The following is a 23840-nucleotide window of genomic DNA, read 5'->3' as shown; positions in this document are numbered from 1 at the left end:
ATATTCTCTGCATTAGCCACATCTGACAATGAGACATTACAGTTTAGTTGTGCGATTGTACCGCTCCATTCAGCGACCAATTGAGAGGCTGTCGATCCAGCTTGTAAGGCCTGCTGTATCGGCGTTAGTTCCTTTCTGATTGCTGTCTTCTGGACAATCTGTGACGGACTTAGCACTACCTGCAGTTCTGTTTTTATTAGTTCTCCGTTCATCTTTCTTGTTTTTAAGCTCAATTTTCAGCCAACTAGCAAAATGGGACATAGCATCTTTGGGAGACTTCGCTGTTTCGCCTTTATTCTGTTGCTCCATGAAAAACTGCTTCAAATACTCGTAAAAAGCTTCTAGTGTAAGGTCATTGTAGCCGGAAGAACGAGTATTCATCGTTACTGTTTCCGCCCATGATTGATTTGATTTAAGTTCAGCATAGCAATCATCTAAGGACTTATCGAAGAAGCTATCCGCCGGAAAAAGTTCTCCCACGCGTATATGTGGGGGAGAAGATTTTCTTTTATTTACTTTACTTTGTTCATTATCACCTACATTTATTGAGTTATTGACGTCATTAATCGAGTTATTGACGTCATTAATCCAAAAATCAGGGATAATTTCAACATCTTTCCTTTTTGAAGTGCAGCTTTTAAATCTATTTTGAATACCACGGGAAGATAAAATATGGAACTTTCTATACAGGGTGTTATCGAATAATTCCACTTGTAGGGCCTTCTTCACGACTTCACTTACGGCGCCCTCGGATACCCCGACTATATCAGCAATATCAAAAGGCATTTCTTTGTCCCACACGATGTAATACCCTTTATCCTTGTAGATATTACATAGCAGGCAAATTAGTATAGTGACGGAATTTGGGCCACAAGCATTTATTATCTTGCGTACTTTCCTATCAGATAAGAAATCTGTATCTAAAGGAAAATAATCCAGTCCCTGTTTTAATGGTCTTGCCATATTTAGATCTTTTTTATGCCGTCAGCTTTTGACGTATTAAGTTCATATTCTTTGTTACGAGCCCGATAATGCGTTCATGATACTCGGTGTTTTGGTTACAGACACCACGAGATTGAACAATACTTAACGTCTTCAAATTGACCTCGACTGTTTCAACATGTTTCTTGCCTATTCGGGCAGAAAGAATGAGTGAATCCTTTTCTTTATAATATTTATTTGTAAAGACGCAATGGTGCATGATTTCACCTTCTTGTTGAAACTCTTCAATACTTTTGAGCGGTACTACGACTATTTTACCATCAGACATTTTTAGGTCAAAGAACTTCGATTTTTCTTTGATATAATTCTCTGCATCCTTCTTGAGTTTAAGCAATTGTTGCATTTCTTTAGCCTTGCGTTCTTTTTCATCATCACGTTTCTTTCTCGCCACATACAAGTCATGAGCTTTTTTTAGATTCTTAGGACAAACGTAATGAGCGTTATGCAGATCTTTATGATAATGATCTAGTAGTTTCAGATAATCAAACCACATCGAAACATCTTTAATCCGATATTTATTACGAAGACAAATTTTTATAGACGGCCAATACATATCAATCTTGTAACGGTGTCCCTCGTAATAATCTATTAATTCATAACGTCTTGCCTTTAGAAGTGTTTCAGCCTTGGGAGAATGGGGAATTGTATTGGTGGCAGTAAGAAATGACATACCGCGTAATTTACAATCTATACCCATTCGAATATACTTAGGTCTAAAGACAGAGGCCGGATGATAGCGTTCGCAATAAATATCATTGCTATAGTTGTAATAATATGATCCAACAACTTTATTCCGTATCTCCAGATCTCCGTACCAACCACTGAATCCCGTATTATTGGCACGAGCTATTACTTCCCGGTTACCGTCGTCTTTTATCCAATGTTGTAGTATCTCACGAATATAATAACGAGGCTTTGTTTCTGCTCGGTAATAAGCAATCAATTCAAAACTTCGGATAACTTGGAATTCCTCACAAATTTCTGCCTTGCCAATAAACATTGTCTGTTTATTGATACGCTTCCTCGACTGTTCTATTTTCAAAGACGTATCACAATGAGGACAAACAGCACGTTTACGTTTTACAAGTTCCGGAGCGAAGCGTTGGCCGCACTCCATACAGATAATACGTGACTTGGTTGCATATCCTATATGTTTCAAACACTCATTCTTAGCCCAGTCAATCATCAAACTCTCAATATTAGGCAGCTGGCTACTCAAATTAGCAACTCTAAGCTGTAATTTTGTTCTTGGTCTCATAAGTCTTCAAATAATAAAAATTGTCCGGTAGGTATTTCCTTTTTCTTTCCTTTACGTTTATTATTAGCAATCTGCTCCGGTTTGGTCTTCTCAATAGATGGTATAAGTTCTTTTTTCTTTTCAGGTCGATTAGAAACAACTGCTTTTGTTGCAGGCTGCTTACTAACTTTGATATCATCTTCATCATAGTAATGAACTGCCAATCCGAATACTTCATCGTCAGACATACATACAACACTACCACCGCGTTTTTTTGCTTCTCCTATGATATAGTCGTAACATTCATCAATATTCTTGTTTGGCTTTGTGTAGGAAGTGACAAAGAGGGGATCACTCTTTGCTCTCTCTTCCAAATACGATTGAATAACCTGTTTAGGTGATTGGTATTCTTTTCCCATAGTATCAATAGTTAATAGATAAAGGCATTAATAAATAAGTCAAGCTACGAACTTCTTCATCGCAGCGAGTAAGAATTGAGGCTTTCGACGGGTCACTCATAGTAATAGCAATATCCTCGGAGGGAATATTGTTTATCATTTCGATTAAAAAGCTACTCTTAAAGCCAATTTCAATATCACAACCAGTTCGTAGAGCAACAGTTTCTTCAGCTGATTTACAGAAGTCTAAATTATGGGCTGTAATTTTAAGGGAATCAGGACAAAACTTGAGTATCACCAGAGAAGAGTTTTCATCACAGAAAACAGATACGCGTTTTAAGGCTGATACAATATCGGTTCTTTTCAATACTGCACGGTTGGGTTGCTTTTGAGGGATAACAGCACGATAATTAGGGAACCGGCCTTCAATCATGCGGCAGATTAAACGGTATGAATCAAACTCAAATAAAATATTAGTCTGATTTACTGATATTTCTACTTCCATGCAATCTTCCGGAACAATATTAGAAAGGACTTTGGCAAATTTACTTGGCAGAATGAAGGCTGCCCGTTCCTTGCGCGTATAAGCGGAAGGATTCTCAATCATCGCAAGTCGGGTACCGTCTGTTGCAACAAATGAGATATTATCTAAATCTATATCAAAATAGACTCCATTCAGTACCGGACGTAATTCGTCATTGGCACTGCAAAACAATACTTGCCTTATTCCATATAGTAAGTCATTTCCTGATACAAGTAATGGGGTAGCAGTATTATCTGTACTCATTGTCGGGTATTGATCTCCTTTTTCAACAGGTATAGAAAACTTTCCATTAGCATATTTGACTACCAATTCTTTTTCGTAGAGATGAATAGTTAATGGCTGCTCCGGGATTTCTTTTAATCCATCAAGTAATGTTTTGGCATTAGCCATAAAAGAACGATCAGTAAAGTCTGTTTTACCGTCAATATTGGTAGAGATACGCCCGCCTTCTTCTCCTGCTGTAACTAGGATGATACCAAATTCATCGACGACAAACAAAAAGTTGTCATAGGCCGGTATTGAATTTTTGGGCTGTATGATTCGCCCGATTGATTTAAGCTTATCTAATAAAGCTGTTTTTGAAACTGTAATTTCCATGCGTCATTGTTTTGTGGCGCATAGCGTAAAAATGAGATGAGTTTCAGTAATATGAACTATTGAAGCATATATATGCAATAAAAGCCGGATAAAATCATTGTTTTATCCAGCTCAACACCATTTCGGTTGCAAATATATAGAGAGTTTTTGTTTTTGCAAACGTTTCAGGTCTTTTTTTCTTCTTTTTTTTGCAATAAGTCCAAAACAGCACGATTTGCTTTATCACAAATACTATAATCTATATCAATGTAGATATCGGCCATTTTATAATCGTTATTCACATGACCAAGGCAGAAATCAATATCAGCTTTAGGAACTCCAGCCTTGTTGCGCGCCAAACTGGCCCAGCTGTGGCGCGCCCAGTTCGTGGTGATCTTGAAATCGAGTTCTAAGTTCATGCAAATGTCTTTCAGCCCATTATTGACTGCCCGCATAAAATTATTCAAGTTACAATAGTTGGTATGAAAGTAGGAGAGGAAATAACCCTCTGTGTATTTATCAAGGAGGATGCGGAGTTCCGGTTCTATTTTTATCGAAAGCGGTATTTGCTCATGATTGTTCCGCGTTTTTGTTTTGGAACGTGTGTATTCCAGCCTTCCGCGACGTTCACATGACATGCTATATAAATCATTGATATTGATTCCCATCATATAGAACATCATCATAAAAACATCACGAGCCATATTAGTACATTTCTTATCAGACTGAAAATCTCGGATTTTTAATAAGGTGTTGGTATCTATATTCTTTCGTTTTCTCCGATACTCCGGGATTTCAACTTTCTTGAATGGGTCGCCAGGAATCCTTATAATATCAAAGTCTTCGTTATTATAATAGAGTTTTGCCTTGTTATACAATGCTCTTATTCCCCTAAGATAATGGCTTACCGTGCCTGGCTCTAAAGGTGTGCCGGCAGGTCCGGAGTGATATAAGTCTTTGATCATCTTATTCAGCATGAATGAAGTGATAAGTTTTATATCTATCTTTTTTCTTTTCATGTACCAACATAGGGTATCGATAGAAGATCTGTACCATTCGGCAGTTTTTCTCTTTTCCGTTTGAATTACTATATTTTGAGTAAACTCTACAAAATCTATAAACTCGGCATCAGGAACTAATGATTTTTCAATTTCTTCTTTTAAGTCCTTACATGACATAAATTGGGTTCTTTCTTGTCCTAGCTTCAAATACTCTCTCCTGATCTTTTGGATATACGCATTTATTTCGTACTCTATCATTTCACTGTTAGGTACGTTGGGTAGGATCCGGCCGGAGTCGTCCATGTTTTCTGGGCGGATATAGTAGCTGGTTGCTATATACTGGGATTCTCTATTATGATAGATTCTGATTTTTATATTTGATGTTCCATCTTGTTTTATATGTCTTCCTGTTTGGAAAACGATTGCTTTAAATGTTGCCATACTGTTTTAATGTTTTTTAAATGTTTAAAATTGCATTAAACAGCTTGAATCGGGGTAAATTGGCGGGAAATTGCTTTATTTTCCACTAAATAGGTGCAAATAGAAAAACTTGTTCAAAGATAGTTCAAAGAATTATCCCTTTTATTTGCCCCAAAATAGGGTATAATTGGGTCTATTTTGCACAAACAAAAAAGCCGATACAAACTGTATCAGCTCAACACCATTTAATTTTTCTTGACTTGAATTTTTCGTCGGGGTAGCGGGATTCGAACCCACGACCCCCTGCTCCCAAAGCAGGTGCGCTAACCGGACTGCGCTACACCCCGAAAAAATTTGAACTTAATAACCCTCTTTTTTGTAGTCGGGGTAGCGGGATTCGAACCCACGACCCCCTGCTCCCAAAGCAGGTGCGCTAACCGGACTGCGCTACACCCCGCTACTTTTTTGAAGGGTTGTTCTTTTCAAAAGCGGTGCAAAGATAGGGAGTATTTTTTAATTAACAATAGCTAAACGAATGTTTTTTACCTATTATTTCTCAATACCTTGAATCTCATCACTTTGCGGTCTCACTTTTTTTATTGGCAGAGATCAGAAGCATCATGGGGCGTCGCAATTCATCTTTCATTCCCGGAATGATATCCAGTAAGCTTTCGTCCGGTTGTGGCTCTATAAGTTCGCATATCTCAAATCCGGTTTGAAGGAGACCGTTTATATACGTAGTCAGCGTCTTGTGGTATTTGATAACCTCTTCGCCCAGGAAGACTGCTGTGCGTCTGCCTTCCGTAAAATAACGATCTACCGGCCAATGAATAGGCTTCCCGTCCTGGTCGTAATGCCAATCCTGATTGCCATAGGCCGTAAATATCGGGTGTTCTACGGAGAAGACGAAAGTGCCTCCCGGAGTCAGGCTGTTATTGATTTTTCGGCATATATCCGTAAAGGATTCGAGATAATGGAAGGTTAGCGAGCTGATGACAATATCATAAGAATCTGGCTGGAAATCAAAATCTTCGATAGCCATACATTGGTATTCAATGAGTGGAGAAGGGTTTCTTTTCCGAGCTTCTTCGAGCATTTTCTCCGAAATATCAATTCCGGTAGCGTGTGTTGCTCCGTGCTCTATTGCATAGGCGCAATGCCAGCCGAATCCACAGCCTAAGTCCAAAACTCTTTTCCCAGCAAAATCAGGGAGCATTTTCTGCAATACATGCCATTCTCCGGCTCCTTTCAAGCCCTCTACCGAACGGGACATTTGAGAATATTGACTGAAGAAATGGCTATTATTATATTTGTTTTCTTTCATAATTTATAAAGAGGATAAGTTGAATAAAAGTACAAATATAGGAGTTAATTTATATATTATAGAATTAAGGTGTACATAAATCAAGGCAACCACCTCAAAAGTTTGTTTCATTTCCAGTACAGAAATGAGCTGAATGATAATTGTACGATTTAAACTTAAATACTACATAATGAAAAAAATATCTATCATACTATCATTTATTTTTATATTGTTTTAATTATCAGAAGAATAAGTATGATAGATAATTTTTCAAACAGGTATCTATCATGTTTCTGTCGCAAAAAACGGGTATCTATCATACCACTACTGCATCCGTTTTAGTGTAGAATCAGGGAAAAATACCCATATGAAGCCACAAGGATATTCACTTTATAGGATGATAACCTGTATTTGGCAGCTTAATAATCCATTGGAAACGGTAATCTTTTTATAGCCTACATATGTAGGCTGTACAGCCCGCACCTGTAAACTGTACAGCCCACGTATGTAGACTGTTCGTCACACATATGTGGGCTATAAACTTATCGCTATTAAAGTGGGATTATTAAGCCATACAGGTCGGATTTATACGGATTCATTGCAACAAAAACAAACCATCTTACGCCTGTCCGACCTTTATTCGATTATTTTATTGATGAGAGATACCCTGTTTTTGGTGGTATAAGTATGAGAGATGCCTTTTTAGAAATATATCTATCATACTTATTTCACTGATAATTAGTATGATATAAAAATGAATGATAGCATGATAGATATTTTTTTCACTGTGTAAGTTTAAGCTCAAATCCGTACCGGAATGAACAAGCCTATAGTAGTATATTGGGGAGCAGTTGCCCCGTACATAAATTATCTGTGAGTATGAACTATCTTTCGATGTTTTCTGTTTTATAAATAAGAATTTTAAAATGAAAAGCCTTATGAAAACAAGAAAACAAAAAGAAACAGGTGAAAAAGAAGTGCACTTGTTAGAGCAAAAAGGATATGAAAGAATGGTGAATGAGATTGTCCCCGTTCAACAAGCGGAAGCATATCGCAAGCCAACTAATAAAGCGGTCAAAGAGGCTGTTAAGGAGTTAAATCCTGATACAAATAGTCTGGGTAGTAGAGGATAAGTAATTCCTCTACTACCCAGACTAATCATCGTATTAAAGGATTCGGGAGGCTTTCAGTGATTCTCATTTAGGGAAAGTAAGAATAAAGCAACTTCCTTTCCCTATTTCTGATTTTACGTTAATACTTCCGTCATGCAAAGTCATGATCTGTTTGCACAGGCTCAATCCGATGCCCGAACCGGATGTTTTGGTGGTGAAGAAAGGAACGAAAATCTTGTCCAAAACATCTGTTAGAATTCCCTCGCCATTATCAGATATTGTTAATGTCGGGTTGTCTTTAGAGAAAAACTTTATCTGTATCTCTTTATCTATTTTTCGCTCGCACGTTTCGCGAGCATTTTTTAATAAGTTGATAAGCACTTGTTCTATCTGTGCCCGGTCTGCATATAAATATAAATCGGATGCGGGCATTTCGAAATGAATATACTCTTCCGGGAATAATTTCTTTAAGTCCATAAATAATTCTGCAACAGATACTTTGGTGCGGATAGGTGTCGGAATTCGTGTCAGTCGCCGGTAATTCTCCACAAATCCCAGTAATCCCTTACTTCTTCTGTGAATAGTCTGCATAGCTTGCAACATAGCAGAATACTCCTTTTCTCCGAGTGATTCGGGGATTCCCCTTTCACTTAACGTTTCCGAAAGAGAAATAATAGGAGTGATGGAGTTCATGATTTCGTGCGTTAATACACGAATCAGCTTTTGCCAGGCCTCCATTTCATTACGTTCCAGTACAGAATGAATATTCTTCAGACTGATTAACCGCTGTTTCTTCCCCTGTGTGGCAAATGTGGTGCAGGAAATAGCCATTTCCAGAACGATACCATTCTGCTCGATGCGGATCATGGACATATCATTGCTGATAGAAGCCTCCTGAAGTACGTCCGGTAGTTGTGATATTTGCCCCAGATGGGCTACTGCAGCCTGATTCATCCATTCGATGTGTCCGGAAGCATCGGTTACGAGTACGGCAGTATCTACCTTATTTAATAAATTCTCGTAATACTGATGCTTGACTTCCTCTGCCAATAACTTTCCCCGAAAGTCCTTCAATGCATTAGAAAGCTCCTGCGCCCACTCATCCATCATCTTATTTTTGAAAGGCGGATGAAGATTCTGCGTCATATCGTTGTAGCGAAGTCCATCCGTCAATCGTCGTAACAAGGTGATTTGCTTGAACTGTATTCGGTAGAGATGCATACCGGTACCTATCAAAAAGAGAATACAGACGGTAGTGCTGAACCATAACTGCCTTTGATACAGCAGACAACTGCCGATAGAAAGCAGAAAAATAACTAAGATGTGCAACGCTACTTTAAACTCAAATCGTTTCATAAGCCTAATTTTTCAAGTTTGCGATACAATGCAAAACGGGTAATCCCTAAATATTCGGCAGCACGGGAGATGTTTCCGTCGCTGATTCGGAGCGCTTTCTCAATGGCCTGCCGTTCCAGTTGTTCGAGATTCAGTACCATTTCTTCGTCCTTTTTCTGTTTAGGTGTCGCATGAAAAAGGAAGTTTTCAGGTTTTAGCATGGAGCCGTCTCCCAAGATTACAGCACGTTCTATCGTATGTTGAAGTTCCCTCACATTTCCGGGCCATGCATATTTCAGCAGTTTGTTTTTGGCTTCCCGTGTCAGTCCGTGCATTTCCTTTTTATATTTGCGGGCATAACGATCTAAAAAGTGTTCGGCAAGCAAGATGATGTCATTGCCCCGTTCACGGAGTGGAGGTATATGTATTTCAATCGTGTTGATACGATATAATAAATCCTGACGGAAATTCCCGTCTTCCACCATCTGCTGGATATCGGCATTGGTGGCACAGATTAAACGGACGTCGATGGGAACAGCTTGCGTACTTCCTAAGCGACTGATTTGCCTTTTTTCGATGGCAGTCAGTAATTTAGACTGCATAGGAAGCGAGAGATTACCGATTTCATCGAGAAATAAAGTCCCATTGGTCGCCACCTCCATTCGTCCCGCTTTTGACTTCTTGGCATCGGTGAAAGCGCCTTTTTCGAAACCAAACAGCTCACTTTCAAATAATTGTTCGGGGATACTTCCCAGATCAATCGTGACAAAAGGTTTGCCGTATCGGGGAGAACAACGATATAACAGGCGGGCAATCACATCCTTTCCCGTACCGTTTTCTCCGAGAATCAGTATATTGGCATCCGTATTACTTAATTTATTGATCGTGGCAAACACTTCCTGCATGGCCGATGACTCACCAATAATATCATTCTCCGAAGCATTTTGACCGCTAAGAACTTCCACCTGCTCTTTCAGAATACTGACTTCCTGTTGTGATTGCCGCAGTCGCATTCCCGAAGTAAGCGTAGCCAGCAATTTATCCTTTTCCCACGGCTTGGGAATAAAATCAGTAGCACCAGCTTTGATGGCCCGCACGGCCTTGTCCGTATCTGCATAAGCAGTCATGAAAATAACAATAGCCTGTGGATCCATCTGCAATATCTGTTTCAGACTTTCAAATCCTTCCTGTCCACTGATGGCATCCCGGCTGAAATTCATATCCAATAAGATAAGATCGGGATGAAAGGTAGTCATGAAATGCTCGATCCGATCGGGAGTAGTGGTCACTTTTATCTTCTCCGTATACGGTTCCAGTAGCAGATTGAGGGCAAAGAGCACGTCCTCATTATCATCTACTATGAGTATCTTTCCTAATTTGTTGACTTCTTCCATATCTTATAATCTATTAGATTCCAGGAGCAAAGATATAGATAAATCTCATGTGTTGTGTGTGCGATTGCGCACTATTTTTGTGCGTATATGCACACTGGATTAATAAAAGAAATATTTATATATTATTGAATAATAGATCTTTATCTAAATGGCACATCTTTTGAATGATAAATAACAAATAAAACCAACGAATGAACCTGAAATTAATCTTTATATATCTCGGACTGTTACCGACAGAATTATTGATTGCTCAAGATCAAGTCACAGAGTTATCGTTGAAGCAAGTCATAGAGATTGCCCGTATGGAATCTCCCGATGCACAGACGGCACGCCACAGTTTCCGTTCTGCGTATTGGAACTATAAATATTATCGTGCCAACTATCTGCCGTCTTTAAGCCTGACATCCGATCCGAATCTGAACCGTGCCATTAACAAGATAACGATGGGAGACGGTTCGGTAAAGTTTGTCGAACAAAATCTATTGAATACGGATTTAACCCTGAATCTTTCACAGAACTTATCCTGGACCGGTGGCTCTTTCTTTCTCGAAACCTCCGCTCAACGCATGGATCTGTTCAGCGAACATAAATACTCGTGGCAGACTTCTCCCATTATGATCGGTTATCGCCAGTCTCTTTTTGGCTACAATAGTTTGAAATGGGATAGACGGATAGAGCCCGTGCGCTATCAGGAGGCAAAGAAAAGCTACGTAGAGACGCTTGAACTCGTATCAGCCAATGCGATTAATAAATTCTTTGCCTTGGCCACCGCCCAGAGCGATTACGATATTGCTTCCTTTAATTACGCCAATGCCGATACACTTTACCGTTATGCGCAAGGCCGCTATAACATAGGTACCATCACAGAAAATGAAATGCTGCAACTGGAACTCAACCGTTTGACGGAAGAGACAAACCGCATGAATGCCCTTATTGAAATGGATAATTGTATGCAGGAACTCCGTTCCTATCTTGGTATTCACGAAGATCGGGAATTGCGTGTCCTTGTCAGTCCTCAAATTCCGGATTTCAGTGTGAACCTGAATGAAGCACTGGCGCTGGCTTACGAAAACAGTCCGGACATACAGACGATGGAAAGGTGGAAACTGGAAAGTGAGAGTGCTGTGGCGAAAGCCCGCGCCAATGCCGGCCTGAAAGCAGATATCTATCTCCGTTTCGGAGTAACGCAGACTGCCGACAAACTACCCGACGCCTATCGAAATTTATTAGACCAGCAATACGTAAGCATCGGCATTTCTCTCCCTATCCTGGACTGGGGGCGTGGAAAAGGACAAGTGCGAGTAGCCCGTTCCAATCGTGACCTGGTGTACACACAAGTCGAACAGAGCCGGACAGATTTTGAACTGAACGTCCGCAAACTCGTCAAACAATTCAATCTGCAAACGCAACGTGTCCGCATCGCTGCCCGCACGGATGAAACGGCCCAACGAAGAAGCGAAGTAGCCCGCAAACTCTATCTATTAGGTAAATCTACCATTCTTGACCTGAACGCTTCCATTTCAGAGAAAGACAGTGCCCGCCGCAACTATATTTCAGCTTTATACAATTATTGGAGTTTATATTATACACTCCGTAGCATGACACTATACGATTTTGAACGAAATACGATACTGACAGAAGACTACCATCTTCTGATTGAATAGAGAACAACGAAAAGTCAGTAAAGAATAGTGATGGAACCCTACTTAATAGAAACTTGTAAAACACCAGATAATCTCATGGATATAAAATTAGAAAAGAAACCGTGGTACATTCGTTACAGATACTATCTGATAGGAGGGCTTTTATTTGCCGCCTTTTTGATTTATGTGATTACTTTGTCTTTAGGTCCCAGAAAACTACGGATAGATGCCGAAAATATACAGATTGCAGAAGTGAAAGAATCCAATTTCATGGAATATGTAGACGTAGAAGGGCTCATTCAACCCATACTAACCATCAAGATCAATACCCGCGAAGCAGGAAGCGTGGAAAGAATAGTTGGTGAAGAGGGAAGTTTGCTTCAACAGGGAGACACCATTCTTATACTTTCCAATCCCGATTTGCTCCGCAATATCGAAGACCAGCGCGACGAATGGGAAAAGCGAATGATAACCTATCAGGAGCAGGAGATTGAAATGGAACAAAAAAGTCTGAACCTGAAACAGCAAGCCCTGACCAATAACTACGAACTCGAACGCCTGAAAAAAAGTATCGCCCTCGACCGCGAAGAATTCCAGATGGGCGTGAAGAGTAAGGCCCAATTGCTAGTAGCAGAAGATGAATACAGCTACAAACAGAAAAACGCAGCCCTGCAACAAGAGAGCCTCCGACATGATTCCACCGTTACGATGATACGTAAAGAACTGATCCGCAACGACCGCGAGCGGGAACGGAAGAAATACGAACGTACTCGCGAACGACTGAATAGTCTCGTAGTCACAGCTCCCCTGAAAGGCCAGCTTAGTTTCGTCAAGGTCACTCCGGGACAGCAGGTTTCCTCCGGCGAAAGCATTGCTGAAATAAAAGTGCTCGACCAATACAAAATTCATACTTCACTTAGCGAATACTACATCGACCGGATTACCACCGGACTGCCCGCTACCGTGAACTATCAGGGAAACAAATATCCGCTGAAAATATCGAAAGTAGTTCCCGAAGTGAAAGACCGTGTGTTCGATGTCGATCTTGTCTTTACAGGAGATATGCCCGATAATGTAAGAGTCGGCAAGAGCTTCCGCGTACAGATTGAATTGGGACAGCCGGAGCAAGCACTCATTATTCCGCGAGGCAACTTCTACCAGTCTACAGGCGGACAATGGATTTACAAAGTAAATGCATCAAAGACAAAAGCCGTCCGCGTGCCATTGAACATTGGTCGCCAGAATCCGCAGCAATACGAAATAGTAGAAGGTTTACAGCCGGGAGATTGGGTAATTACCACCGGATATGATACCTTTGGCGATGCGGAAGAATTAATCTTGAATTAGCATATTCCGGCACACAAGTAACATAACATGGTACTGCAACTGTGGAAACAAATGTACACCGTATTCTTTCTATTGGGGAAGCATATTGGGTGGAGTAATCAAAAACGAATAAAAATATAAATCTAAAACTATACAGTTATGATTAAGACCATTAACTTACAGAAGATTTTCAAAACGGAAGAAGTGGAAACCTGGGCGTTGAACAACGTCAACATCGAAGTGAAACAAGGCGAATTTGTAGCCATTATGGGCCCCTCCGGCTGTGGCAAGTCAACGCTGCTCAACATTCTGGGACTGCTCGATAACCCGACAGGAGGGGAGTACTACCTGAATGGAACGGAAGTCTCCCGCTATACCGAATCGCAACGCACCAGCCTTCGTAAAGGCGTGATCGGCTTCGTGTTTCAGAGCTTTAACCTGATAGACGAGTTGAACGTATACGAAAACATCGAACTGCCTTTACTCTATATGGGAATCTCCGCTTCCGAACGGAAAAAGAGGGTAGAGACAGCCATGGAACGAATGTCCATCACCCACCGCAGCAAACACTTTCCGCAACAACTCTCCGGCGGTCAGCAGCAACGCGTGGCCATTGCCCGTGCCGTCGTGTCCAACCCCAAACTGATTCTGGCCGATGAGCCTACCGGTAACCTCGACTCCAAAAACGGTAAAGAAGTGATGGGACTATTGAACGAACTGAATAAAGAAGGAACCACCATCGTCATGGTGACCCACTCGCAACATGATGCCGGCTATGCCGACCGTATCATCAACCTGTTTGACGGACAGGTGGTGACCGAAGTTAGTATGTAAGCACAAGCCATCAATAAAGAGTATATCATGATAAACCACTATCTGAAAGTAGCCTTCCGTAATCTGGTGAAATACAAGACACAAAGCCTTGTCAGCATCATCGGACTGGCAGTTGGCTTCACCTGTTTCGCGCTATCCGCTTTATGGATACGTTATGAAATGACGTATGACAACTTCCATGAAGGTGCCGAACGCATCTATCTGGCGGGCAATAAATTCGATTTGCAAGGAGATGGTTTTTCCTATTATTCCTCCAGCCTATTGGCAGAATATCTGGTGAAAAACTGTCCGGAGATTGAGAAATCCTGCCGTGTATATCTGGGGCCGGGCGAGAAGCCCGTCAACTACCAGGAGACGGAATATCAACTCACACAAATGGAAGTCGATTCGAATTTTATCTCGATGTTCCATATCACTGCCATAGACGGAGATAATTATTTGCGACTGGATAAAAATCAGATAGCCATTACCGACAGGGCCGCTCAACGGATATTCGGAACGGAATCCCCGATAGGCAAACAGCTGTTTTTCCCTCAAAAGAATAATGATGAGAAAACAATCGTTGCAGTGGTGAAATCATGGGAGGGACACTCTCTCTACTCTTTTGACATCTTGCTGCCTTATTATGACTGGGAGCCGGATTGGGGAAGACAACAATGCAACACGCTATTCCGCGTCTATCCCAACAGTGACATAAAAGCATTGGAACAGCGACTCTCAAAAACTGAAGTGGAACAGAACTCGCATAAAAGGTCGATATCCATCCCCATCGCTCCTCTGACAACGCTACGCAGCACTCATCCGACAGACAACGTGAATGTAAAGCTGAATCATGTACGCCTTTTTGCGTGCATCGGTGCATTAGTCATTATTTGCGGGCTATGCAATTATCTGACTATGCACGTCACCCGTATTCGAATGCGTAAACGCGAACTGGCCTTGCGGAAAGTGAATGGAGCCTCCAACGGCAGCCTGCTCTCCTTGCTTCTTTCCGAACTAATCCTGCTCCTTGCCATATCGTCAGGAGTAGGTCTCGTACTGATCGAATTAATCCTGCCCGTTTTCAAACGCTTGTCACAGATAGGAGAGAGCACTTCGTTTTTCTACACTGAAGTGATAACCTATATCCTGGCATTGCTATTACTGACAACAGGCATTGCCGCCATACTTGTACACTATGTCAACAGGAAAACTTTATTAGACAACATCAAACACAAATCAACTATACATTTTTCCGGATGGTTCTACAAAGGAAGCATTCTTTTCCAGCTTTTCATCAGTATCGGTTTTGTATTCTGTACCCTGTTCATGCTCAAGCAGTTAAACTTCCTGCTGAATTCTAAGGAACTGGGACTGGAAAGGCACAACGTCGGAGTGATTTCCAGTTATGGATTTGGGAATGTTCCTTTCGACGCCATTCTCGATCAGATGCCCGATGTGACCGAACGCTTGCAAGGTTTTTACACTCCTATCCCCAAAATGATGTTTTCCACCTGCACGCTAGACGAATGGGAGGGGAAAACGGACAAGGAACAACGTGTGAGCGTAGAGAGTGAAACAATCAATCAGGCTTACGTTGATTTCTTTCAGGTCGATGTCCTGGAGGGGGAGATGCTGAACGAAAAGGATGGGAAAGAAACCGTAGTCATCAATGAAGCTGCCGTGAAAGCCTTTGGATGGGATAAGCCGATAGGAAAAACCCTGCGTATGGGAGTAAATGAGGTATGCACAGTGAAAGGAGTCATCAGAGACATCTATTACAATGCTCCGGTGCATCCGGTGACTCCGGCTGTATTCTTTTTGCCCGAAAGCAAGGAAAGAGGGGATTTCATCTTCAAATTCAAAGAGGGGACATGGAACGCCGTGTCGCAGAAATTGAGAGAAGAAGCATACAAAGGAAATCCGGATAGAGAACTCTATCTGGTGAACATTGAGGAAGTGTATGATGCCTATATGAAGTCGGAAAATACATTGTGCCAATTATTGAGCATAGTCTCCTTTATATGTATAGCGATTGCCGTGTTCGGCATATTCTCATTGGTGACACTGTCGTGCGAACAGCGCCGGAAAGAAATTGCCATCCGCAAGGTGAACGGTGCGAATGTGAGAGTGATCCTGAACCTGTTCTTTAAAGAGTACTTGATTCTGCTTGCTGTCGCCTCCATTCTGGCCTTTCCGCTGGGGTATCTTCTGATGAGACGCTGGCTTGAAGAGTATGTGAAACAGACTCCGATAGAAGGATGGCTCTATGCAGTCATATTCATAGGAATGGGACTTGTCATTTTCCTAAGCATCATCTGGCGCGTATGGAAAGCTGCCCGGCAGAATCCGGCGGAAGTCATCAAGAGTGAATAAAATAAATGAGTGAAATATGAAAAAACAATTATCTATTATCAGAACGCTGTTCCGCTTCAAGACTTACACGATAATCAATATCGTAGGGCTTGCAGTGAGCGTAGCGGCAACGTTAATAATAGTGCGCTATATCCATCAGGAATTAACGGTCGATCATTTCTGCAAAGATTTAGACCGTCTGTATTTACTCACCGCCCAGCGAAGTGACGGCGGTATTGCGATCATGGACAATACCGACAGGAATCATGATCCCAACTTCATAGACCCTATGAAGAATCCTGAAATAGAGGCATATTCATACTGCGTCTCTTTTGAAGACGATTATATCCTCTTCGACAACCATCGCTATCAGGCCAATGTGCTGGTAGCAGACAGCACGTTCATGCAACTGATGAATTATCCCGTCCTGTCCGGAATAACAAGTCACCGGAAGCCGGATGAAGTAATAATAACCCGGAAGTATGCCCGACATCTTTTCGGAGACGAATCTCCATTGGGCAAACAGCTCGTCTTTTCAACGGGCAACGCGCTTACCATCGCCGGAATAGTGGACGAGCCGGACACAAAATCTTCTTTGCAGTTCGATCTGCTTGCTCCCGTCAATCAGGGAAAATATACCGATTGGAGCCGGATGGGGTTCTGTGTGGCACGTCTGGCAAAAGGAACGGACATCGCGAAGTATAACGAAAAGATATCCAAACCGCAGTCGTTAATTTGTTTTGGGAACCGCCCTATACAGTTCAGGCTTTTATCCCTCAAAGACTTTTATTTCGATAAGGCGGTCAGTTCCGTTTCGGCAGCTTTCCAGCGTGGAAATAAAGATCATATCACTGTGTTATCCGTTGTAGCCTGTATGCTGTTGTTGGTTGGCATCTTCAATTTCATCAATATATACACCGTTATCATTTTAAAACGGGCGCGAGAGTTTGGTGTCAAAAAAGTGTATGGTGCAAGCGGCTTTCAGATATTTTCTCAAATCTATGCAGAGAACGTGTGTATGGTGGCAGTTGCTTTGCTAATAATATGGATGATTGTAGAAGTCACCGCAGGAATGTTTGCATCGGTCTATGACATTCCTGTAAAATCGGATGTTTCATTCGATCTCTTGTTGTCTTTTATTCTCTTGTTGGGGTTGCCGCTGGTCACGTCTCTTTTTCCTTTTCTGCGCTACAATTATTCTTCTCCCATCACCTCTCTGCGTTCTGTCAGCGTCGGAGGACATTCCATCGTTTCCCGTGCATTGTTCCTGTTCATTCAGTATGTCATTACATTCAGCCTGATAGTGATTGCGCTGTTTTTCGTGCGCCAACTCTATACGATGCTCCATACGGATTTGGGCTATCACACCAAAGACATCATTTCTTGCCGGTTCCTCTCGTTTGAGACGATGAATAAAAGGTATTCGAGCGATGAAGAGTGGCAGAGAGATTATGACGAGATTCAGCATAAAGAGCAGGTCATCAGGCAGAAGATGGATGGATGTCCTTACTTTGCAGCATGGCAGTATGGCGATCCTCCCATTCAGCTGGAGCCGCAGACCACTGTGGAGTGTAACGGAGAAAAGCATAAGATGGCTATCACCTTTGCCAGCAATGGCTATATGCGTATGTTCGGGCTGAAACTGAAAGAGGGGAGGATGTGGAATGACAAGGATCAGTTTGCCCAATATAAAATGATTATCAATGAGACTGCTCGGAAACTTTTCCGTATAGAGAAGATAGATGAAGCATCCTTGCAGACGGAATCGCGCTTGTGGTGGAGCCAGGGTATCGATTTAGGGAAGAATCCTCCTTTTCAGGTGGTAGGAGTGATAGAAGATTTCCGCACCGGACATCTGTCTAAGGGAGATGCTCCTCTGGCCATTCTATACGAGGAAAATGGTAATCCGACAGACCCTTTGCTTGCCACAATAGTCGGGGGAAAGCGTAAGGAAGCGATTGATTTCCTGAAAGCGCTTCATAATGAAGTGCTCGGAGAGGGGGAGTTTGAATATTCTTTTGTAGAAGATCAGGTAGAAAAGCTGTATGACGATGATAAGCGGACGACGCGTATCTACGTCACCTTTGCCGGATTGGCTATCTGTGTGTCCTGTCTCGGACTGTTCGGATTGTCGCTCTATGATATTCGCCAACGATATCGGGAGATAGCCTTGCGTAAGGTGAATGGTGCTACCGGCGGGCAGATTGCCCTGTTGTTGGTCAGGAAGTATCTTTATATTTTGGGGGCTGCGTTTGTAGTGGCCATTCCGTTGGTCTACTACATCATCAATGATTATACCAAAGATTTTGCGGTGAAAGCTCCGATAGGCGTGGGAATCTTCGTGGCAGGCTTTATCCTGACTTCGCTCATTTCTTTGGGAACGTTGCTGTGGCAAGTCCGCAAGGCTGTCCGTATCAATCCGGGAGTCATCATGAAGAATGAATAAGATGCAATGATTCAGGAAATAGATAACTTGTTGAACAGGATTGTTTTGCATATCTGATATTTTTTGATTTTGTACCTTTTATCACACCCGCCGGATTTTGGATAGGAGGGTGTGAGGCAAAAAAACAGAGGTTCCGTTTGCTTGAAACGGAGCCTCTGAATGTATCAAACAGAGGCTCTGCCGGATGGGTTTAGAGCCTCCATTTGGGGGATAAAAAAGCGCCTTTTTGCCGAACGCATAGTGGAACACTCTCCAAAGGCAGATAACTCGCTATATGGCAGATGGTTACACCTACCTAAAAAAGCCCCCCCTGAACACTTACCGGTATTATTATAAATATATAAATAATAAACTATATATATTAAAATATATAGTTCGATTTTCCTATTTTTTGAATCTTTATAACGCAAATCGCATGTGCTAAAATTTATTTGTAGCTTTGCTTTTTTCGAATAAATTCGGCTGTTAAATCAGCTCATAGTAATTATTAAAAAAGTTGATGAAGAAAGAAGATTTGATTTCGTTTATGAAAGAAATCGCTGCCGAGTTGCAGCGAAGGGGAAATTTAGGGACTGCTCATGTGTACCGGAGCAGCTTAAATGCAATCCGCACCTTTCTGGGTTCGGACAAGATGCTGTTTCGGCAACTGACGCCCGAATGGTTGAAGCGTTTTGAGAACAGTCTGCGGGAACGTGGATGCAGTTGGAACACGGTGTCTACTTATCTGCGTTACACTATCAATTTCAGCAAGGGCGAATCCATCACCATCTACAACGGCAAGGATGGAGCCAAAGGAGCGGACGGTGTGACTCCTGTTATCGGAGTAGACAAATTCGAAGGAGAGTATTACTGGACGGTAAAGATTGGTACTACTGCCGCCACTTGGATGCTCGATGCCGATGGCAAGAAGATTCGCACCACTGGCGATAAGGGTGTGGACGGAAGCGCAGGTATAAACGGTCAGTCTCCCGTATTAAGCGTAGTTACAGACACCGATGGTAAAGTTTATTGGAAAGTAAACGGTGAATGGCTGTTAAACAACGGAAAGAAAGTACAAGCCACAGGTGATAAAGGCGACAAGGGTGAAACAGGTTCAGCAGGTGCTGCCGGAGCAGACGGTGCACAAGGCGATGCCGTATTTGCCGCAGACGGTGTAACGGTAGACAAAACTAAAGGCACGGTAACCTTTACCCTTGCAGGTGAAGGCGGTGCAACATTTACCCTGCCTATGGCAAGTGAAATGAAGATATTCGATAAGTTCGACGAGTTTAAAGTGAACAGCGAAAAACATGAACTCACACTGGCGCTTAACGTAAAAGAGGGTGATTATGCCGCTATCAAAGCCGAACTGACCAGCAGTAAAGGAATGGAAGTAGCTATTGTAAAAGCTACGACTCGTGCAACTTCTACTCCCTGGGGTGTAGAACTTACCAGCCCGACATTCAAAGAAGATAAGACGATTGATGTTAACGCTAAAGTAACTTTTACGCTGCCAGCTGGAATTGAAGAGGGCGAATTTGCTTTATTGAAAGTAATCGTTGTTGGTAAAGACGGAACGGAACATTCAGCTACACGTGTTATCGTATATACAACGGAAGTCAGCGTAGAAAGCGTTGCTCTTACAGATAAATCCGTGGCAAAAGATGGCACAGTGAAGTTGATTCCTACTTTTACTCCTGCTACTGCTACCAACAAGAATGTTACTTGGAAGAGTAGTAAGTCCGAAGTTGCCACCATTGCTGCCGACGGTACAGTAACGGGTGTCACCGAAGGTGAGACGACTATTACGGTAACTACCGAAGACGGTGGATTTACGGCTACCTGTAAAGTGAAAGTAACGGCTGGCCCCACCTTCGAAAACGAAGGAGAGGCAGGTATCGACGGCTCTAGTTGGGATAAAGCCTACACCATTAAGAATAAAGAACAATTAGTATTGCTAGCTACTCGTGTAAACGGAAACCAACCAAGCACTTGGAATAGCAAATATTACAAACTACTTGATAACATTGACCTCGGAACAATGGAATGGACTCCTATTGGGGCTTTGAGCTCCGCTAATAGGCAATTTTTTGGAAATTTCGATGGAGCAGGCTATAGCATAAGTGGCACGCTTACCATAAAGGATACAGAACAATATGCTGGTATCTTTGGATATGGAAATGGAACTACCATTCAAAATCTTAGTTTCAAAGGAAGCATAAGTGAATATAAGAATAGCAATGGTCGTTTTGGCAGTATCATAGGTCAGACACAACAGGGTAAAATCATAAATTGTCACAATACGGCAGCACTGACCGGTACTGCCACTACAGGAGGCATTGTAGGCTACAGTACTAGAGGAACAATAATCATAGCATGTAGTAATAGTGGTGTAATCACAGGTAGTGAAGTTATAGGCGGTATTACCGGTGATGGTGAAGCTGATATTACTGGTTGTTTCAATACTGCGAACATCATAGGCGTGAACAATCCTAGTGCTGGAGGCATTGCAGGTTTATGCGGTAAAGCTATAGCCTGTTGGAGCGCAGCTGGCACTATCTCTACAAATAACGATAAAGGTGGAATCGTAGGTTGGATTGATCCTAATAATTCCGACTACTGTTATTGGAAAACAGTAGTCGGAATTAGCAGCGCAGTAGGCAGAGGAAAATCTGAAAATTGCGCAGCATTCAGTGGTAATGCACCCAGCACTGCCCAAATCAAAGCTATGAACGACGCGTGGCAGGCAGCCGATGCTACCCGTGAGTATCAGTTCAACGCTACGGCAGGTATGATTGAGAAAAAACCATAAGCGGCACGTATCACATCTTTATATATAGTAAGCTGGAACCTTAAAAAGTTCCAGCTTACTTTTTATTTCTTCTTTCAAGCAAACATATTTATTTTGCCAACCAGAAAGGTATATAACATTACCATCAAATTAGGTAGCAAAATAGTCATTTTATAACATGAAGTTATATTGTTATTTGTTCTTTCGGCAAATACAGTCTGCCAGATGGTCGTTAATAAACCCTGCAGCCTGTAAGTGAGCATAACAAATCGTAGCTCCAAAGAATTTAAATCCTCGTTTCTTCATATCCTTGCTCATGGCATCAGATTCGGGAGATGATACCGGAATCTCACTCAATGACTGAAAGGCATTGATGATCGGTTTTCTATCGGGAAAGAACGACAGCGTATAGTCGTAAAAACTACCGAACTCCTTTTGTACCACAAGGAACTGTCTTGCATTTGTAATTGTTGCTTTGATTTTCAGGCGGTTTTTCACAATGCCATCAAATTGCATCAATCGTTCAATATCTTCATCGTTCATTTGTGCCACCCGTTCAGGGTCGAAATCACAAAAGGCTTTGCGATATCCCTCACGCTTTTTAAGGATGGTTATCCAACTCAATCCTGCTTGAGCACTTTCCAACACAAGAAACTCAAACAGCATCTTGTCGTCGGTCACTAACTTTCCCCACTCCTGATCGTGGTATTTCACATACAGTTCGTCAGTTCCGCACCAACCGCAGCGTCCGTTTACTATATCTTGCATAATCACACATATTGTTGTAGGGGTAAAGATCATCTAAAAAGTCTGATACATTACTGTACCAGACTTTTTAGATGATTTATATAATCGGATTATAAAATATCCAATGCTTTAAATGCCTTAACCAGCTTTTCTACAGCGCGGTCAATTTGATCTTTTGTATGGGTAGCCATCAATGCCACACGTACCAAAGTGTCTTGCGGTGCACATGCCGGAGGAATAACCGGATTGATAAATACACCCTCATCGAAAGCCAATTTAGTGACCATGAATGTTTTTTCCGTGTCACGTACATAAAGAGGGATGATAGGTGATTCTGTTGCACCGATTTCAAAACCTGCTTCACGGAAACGCTTCAATGCATAGTTGGTAGCTTCCCACAGCGCTTCAAGTCTTTCCGGTTCATCTTGGATGATGTGGAGAGCTTCAAGAGCAGATGCAGTAGCAGCCGGAGTGTTGGACGCACTAAATATATAAGTACGTGCGTTGTGACGTAACCAGTTGATGATAGAAGAATCAGCAGCAATGAATCCACCGATAGAAGCCAGTGATTTGCTGAAAGTACCCATAATCAAGTCAACTTCGTGAGTCAGACCGAAATGGTCGCAAACACCACGTCCTTGTTTTCCAAATACACCCAAGCCATGAGCTTCGTCTACCATGATAGTAGCGTTGTATTTATGTTTCAAGCGTACGATTTCGGGCAAGTTTGCCAGGTCGCCTTCCATAGAGAACACACCGTCTACTATGATGAGCTTCACTGAATCCGGGTTGCACTTTTGAAGTTGCTTTTCCAGATCCGCCATATCGTTATGCTTATATTTCAGTTGTTGAGAGAAGGAGAGGCGACGGCCATCTACGATAGATGCGTGGTCGCGGTCGTCGCAAATGATATAATCATTGCGATCTGTCAAAGCAGGAATAACTCCCGAATTCACCGTAAAACCGGTTGAGAAGCAGAGTGCTTCATCTTTGCCTACAAAGGCAGCCAGTTCTTTTTCCAACTGAACGTGCAGGTCAAGTGTACCATTCAAGAAGCGCGAGCCTGCGCATCCGGAACCATATTTATGCATGGCTTTAATACCTGCTTCAATCACTCTTTCATCTCCCGTAAGGCCAGTGTATGCATTGGAACCGAACATCAACACTTCGTGTCCGCCCATTTCTACCTCTGTACCCTGCTTTCCTTCTATCTCACGGAAATATGGGTAAACGCCCTGTGCCATAAACTTTTGTGGCAGGTCGTACTTAGCTAACTTCTCTTGTAATAATCCCATGAATTATAATTTATTATACTCATACTCAGATCGTTCGCTGACGATCTTACATCCTTTTATCTTAACAAGTGTTTAAAAACAGGGGGCAAAGATAACAAAATTTGCTTTTATCTGTTCTTTTTA

At 42.0% G+C, this 23840-nt stretch carries 17 protein-coding genes, 2 tRNA genes and 1 pseudogene; 8 read left to right on the top strand and 12 right to left on the bottom strand.

Annotation, left to right across the window (positions count from 1 at the left end):
- Positions 1–69: 69 nt before the first annotated feature.
- The 8 genes from NQ505_RS18530 to NQ505_RS18495 all read right to left on the bottom strand — a co-directional run bounded on the left by NQ505_RS18530 (position 70) and on the right by NQ505_RS18495 (position 6502).
- Positions 70–963: a DUF4373 domain-containing protein gene (locus NQ505_RS18530; protein ID WP_008998644.1), complete on the bottom strand. Its 894-nt coding sequence runs from the start codon at positions 961–963 to the stop codon at positions 70–72.
- Between the two features lie 13 nt (positions 964–976).
- Positions 977–2260: a PcfJ domain-containing protein gene (locus NQ505_RS18525; RefSeq protein ID WP_008998643.1), complete on the bottom strand. Its 1284-nt coding sequence runs from the start codon at positions 2258–2260 to the stop codon at positions 977–979.
- Positions 2257–2658 carry a PcfK-like family protein gene (locus NQ505_RS18520; RefSeq protein WP_008998642.1) on the bottom strand — a complete coding sequence of 134 codons (402 nt, stop codon included), beginning with the start codon at positions 2656–2658 and terminating at the stop codon, positions 2257–2259. Before NQ505_RS18520 ends, NQ505_RS18525 begins: the two co-directional genes overlap by 4 nt.
- A 4-nt stretch (positions 2659–2662) precedes the next feature.
- Positions 2663–3778, bottom strand: coding sequence for a DNA polymerase III subunit beta (gene dnaN / locus NQ505_RS18515; protein WP_008998641.1), 1116 nt, complete (start codon positions 3776–3778; stop codon positions 2663–2665).
- A gap of 164 nt (positions 3779–3942) precedes the next feature.
- Positions 3943–5199 carry a phage integrase SAM-like domain-containing protein gene (locus tag NQ505_RS18510; protein WP_049702804.1) on the bottom strand — a complete coding sequence of 419 codons (1257 nt, stop codon included), beginning with the start codon at positions 5197–5199 and terminating at the stop codon, positions 3943–3945.
- Positions 5200–5450: 251 nt separating this feature from the next.
- Positions 5451–5525 (bottom strand) — tRNA-Pro (locus NQ505_RS18505).
- 35 nt (positions 5526–5560) lie between these two features.
- Positions 5561–5635 (bottom strand) — tRNA-Pro (locus NQ505_RS18500).
- A gap of 117 nt (positions 5636–5752) precedes the next feature.
- Complete coding sequence (locus NQ505_RS18495; RefSeq protein ID WP_004311656.1) at positions 5753–6502, bottom strand: class I SAM-dependent methyltransferase; 750 nt, start codon at positions 6500–6502, stop codon at positions 5753–5755.
- Positions 6503–7419: 917 nt separating this feature from the next.
- Between NQ505_RS18495 and NQ505_RS18490 the strand changes: the two genes are divergently transcribed.
- Entirely contained in the window at positions 7420–7614 is a 195-nt protein-coding gene (locus NQ505_RS18490; RefSeq protein ID WP_004303066.1) for a hypothetical protein, read from the top strand.
- Positions 7615–7677: 63 nt separating this feature from the next.
- Here the strand turns inward: NQ505_RS18490 and NQ505_RS18485 are convergent, their stop codons facing one another.
- Complete coding sequence (locus NQ505_RS18485; protein WP_008998639.1) at positions 7678–8949, bottom strand: sensor histidine kinase; 1272 nt, start codon at positions 8947–8949, stop codon at positions 7678–7680.
- Complete coding sequence (locus tag NQ505_RS18480; protein ID WP_008998638.1) at positions 8946–10322, bottom strand: sigma-54-dependent transcriptional regulator; 1377 nt, start codon at positions 10320–10322, stop codon at positions 8946–8948. The genes NQ505_RS18485 and NQ505_RS18480 overlap by 4 nt, the downstream gene beginning before the upstream one ends.
- Positions 10323–10513: 191 nt before the next feature.
- On the opposite strand from NQ505_RS18480, the gene NQ505_RS18475 reads away from it, so the two are divergent.
- From NQ505_RS18475 to NQ505_RS18445, 7 genes and pseudogenes are all read left to right on the top strand, one after another.
- Entirely contained in the window at positions 10514–11986 is a 1473-nt protein-coding gene (locus NQ505_RS18475; RefSeq protein WP_008998637.1) for a TolC family protein, read from the top strand.
- Positions 11987–12061: 75 nt separating this feature from the next.
- Positions 12062–13312 carry an efflux RND transporter periplasmic adaptor subunit gene (locus NQ505_RS18470; RefSeq protein WP_008998636.1) on the top strand — a complete coding sequence of 417 codons (1251 nt, stop codon included), beginning with the start codon at positions 12062–12064 and terminating at the stop codon, positions 13310–13312.
- 138 nt (positions 13313–13450) lie between these two features.
- Positions 13451–14125 (top strand): ABC transporter ATP-binding protein, encoded by a 675-nt coding sequence (locus NQ505_RS18465; protein ID WP_008998635.1) that lies wholly within the window; start codon positions 13451–13453, stop codon positions 14123–14125.
- 27 nt (positions 14126–14152) lie between these two features.
- Complete coding sequence (locus tag NQ505_RS18460) at positions 14153–16480, top strand: ABC transporter permease (RefSeq protein WP_008998634.1); 2328 nt, start codon at positions 14153–14155, stop codon at positions 16478–16480.
- Between the two features lie 16 nt (positions 16481–16496).
- Entirely contained in the window at positions 16497–18905 is a 2409-nt protein-coding gene (locus tag NQ505_RS18455) for an ABC transporter permease (RefSeq protein ID WP_008998633.1), read from the top strand.
- Between the two features lie 499 nt (positions 18906–19404).
- Positions 19405–19635, top strand: a pseudogene (locus NQ505_RS18450) (phage integrase SAM-like domain-containing protein); the annotation flags it as partial.
- On the top strand, positions 19618–21696 hold the full coding sequence (locus tag NQ505_RS18445) for an Ig-like domain-containing protein (RefSeq protein ID WP_232292993.1): 2079 nt from the start codon (positions 19618–19620) through the stop codon (positions 21694–21696). The pseudogene NQ505_RS18450 and the gene NQ505_RS18445, both read left to right, overlap by 18 nt.
- A gap of 171 nt (positions 21697–21867) precedes the next feature.
- Here NQ505_RS18445 and NQ505_RS18440 read toward each other — a convergent pair whose 3' ends face one another.
- Both NQ505_RS18440 and spt read right to left on the bottom strand, forming a co-directional pair.
- Positions 21868–22443, bottom strand: a complete 576-nt coding sequence (locus NQ505_RS18440) for a DNA-3-methyladenine glycosylase I (RefSeq protein WP_008998631.1) — start codon at positions 22441–22443, stop codon at positions 21868–21870.
- Positions 22444–22532: 89 nt separating this feature from the next.
- Complete coding sequence (gene spt / locus NQ505_RS18435; protein ID WP_008998630.1) at positions 22533–23717, bottom strand: serine palmitoyltransferase; 1185 nt, start codon at positions 23715–23717, stop codon at positions 22533–22535.
- Between the last annotated feature and the right edge of the window lie 123 nt (positions 23718–23840).

Source organism: Bacteroides sp. D2 (assembly GCF_025147085.1).
Classification (GTDB): Bacteria; Bacteroidota; Bacteroidia; order Bacteroidales; family Bacteroidaceae; genus Bacteroides.
The sequence above is the reverse complement of the archived record's forward strand: the minus strand, read 5'-3'. Positions and strand labels throughout refer to the sequence as shown.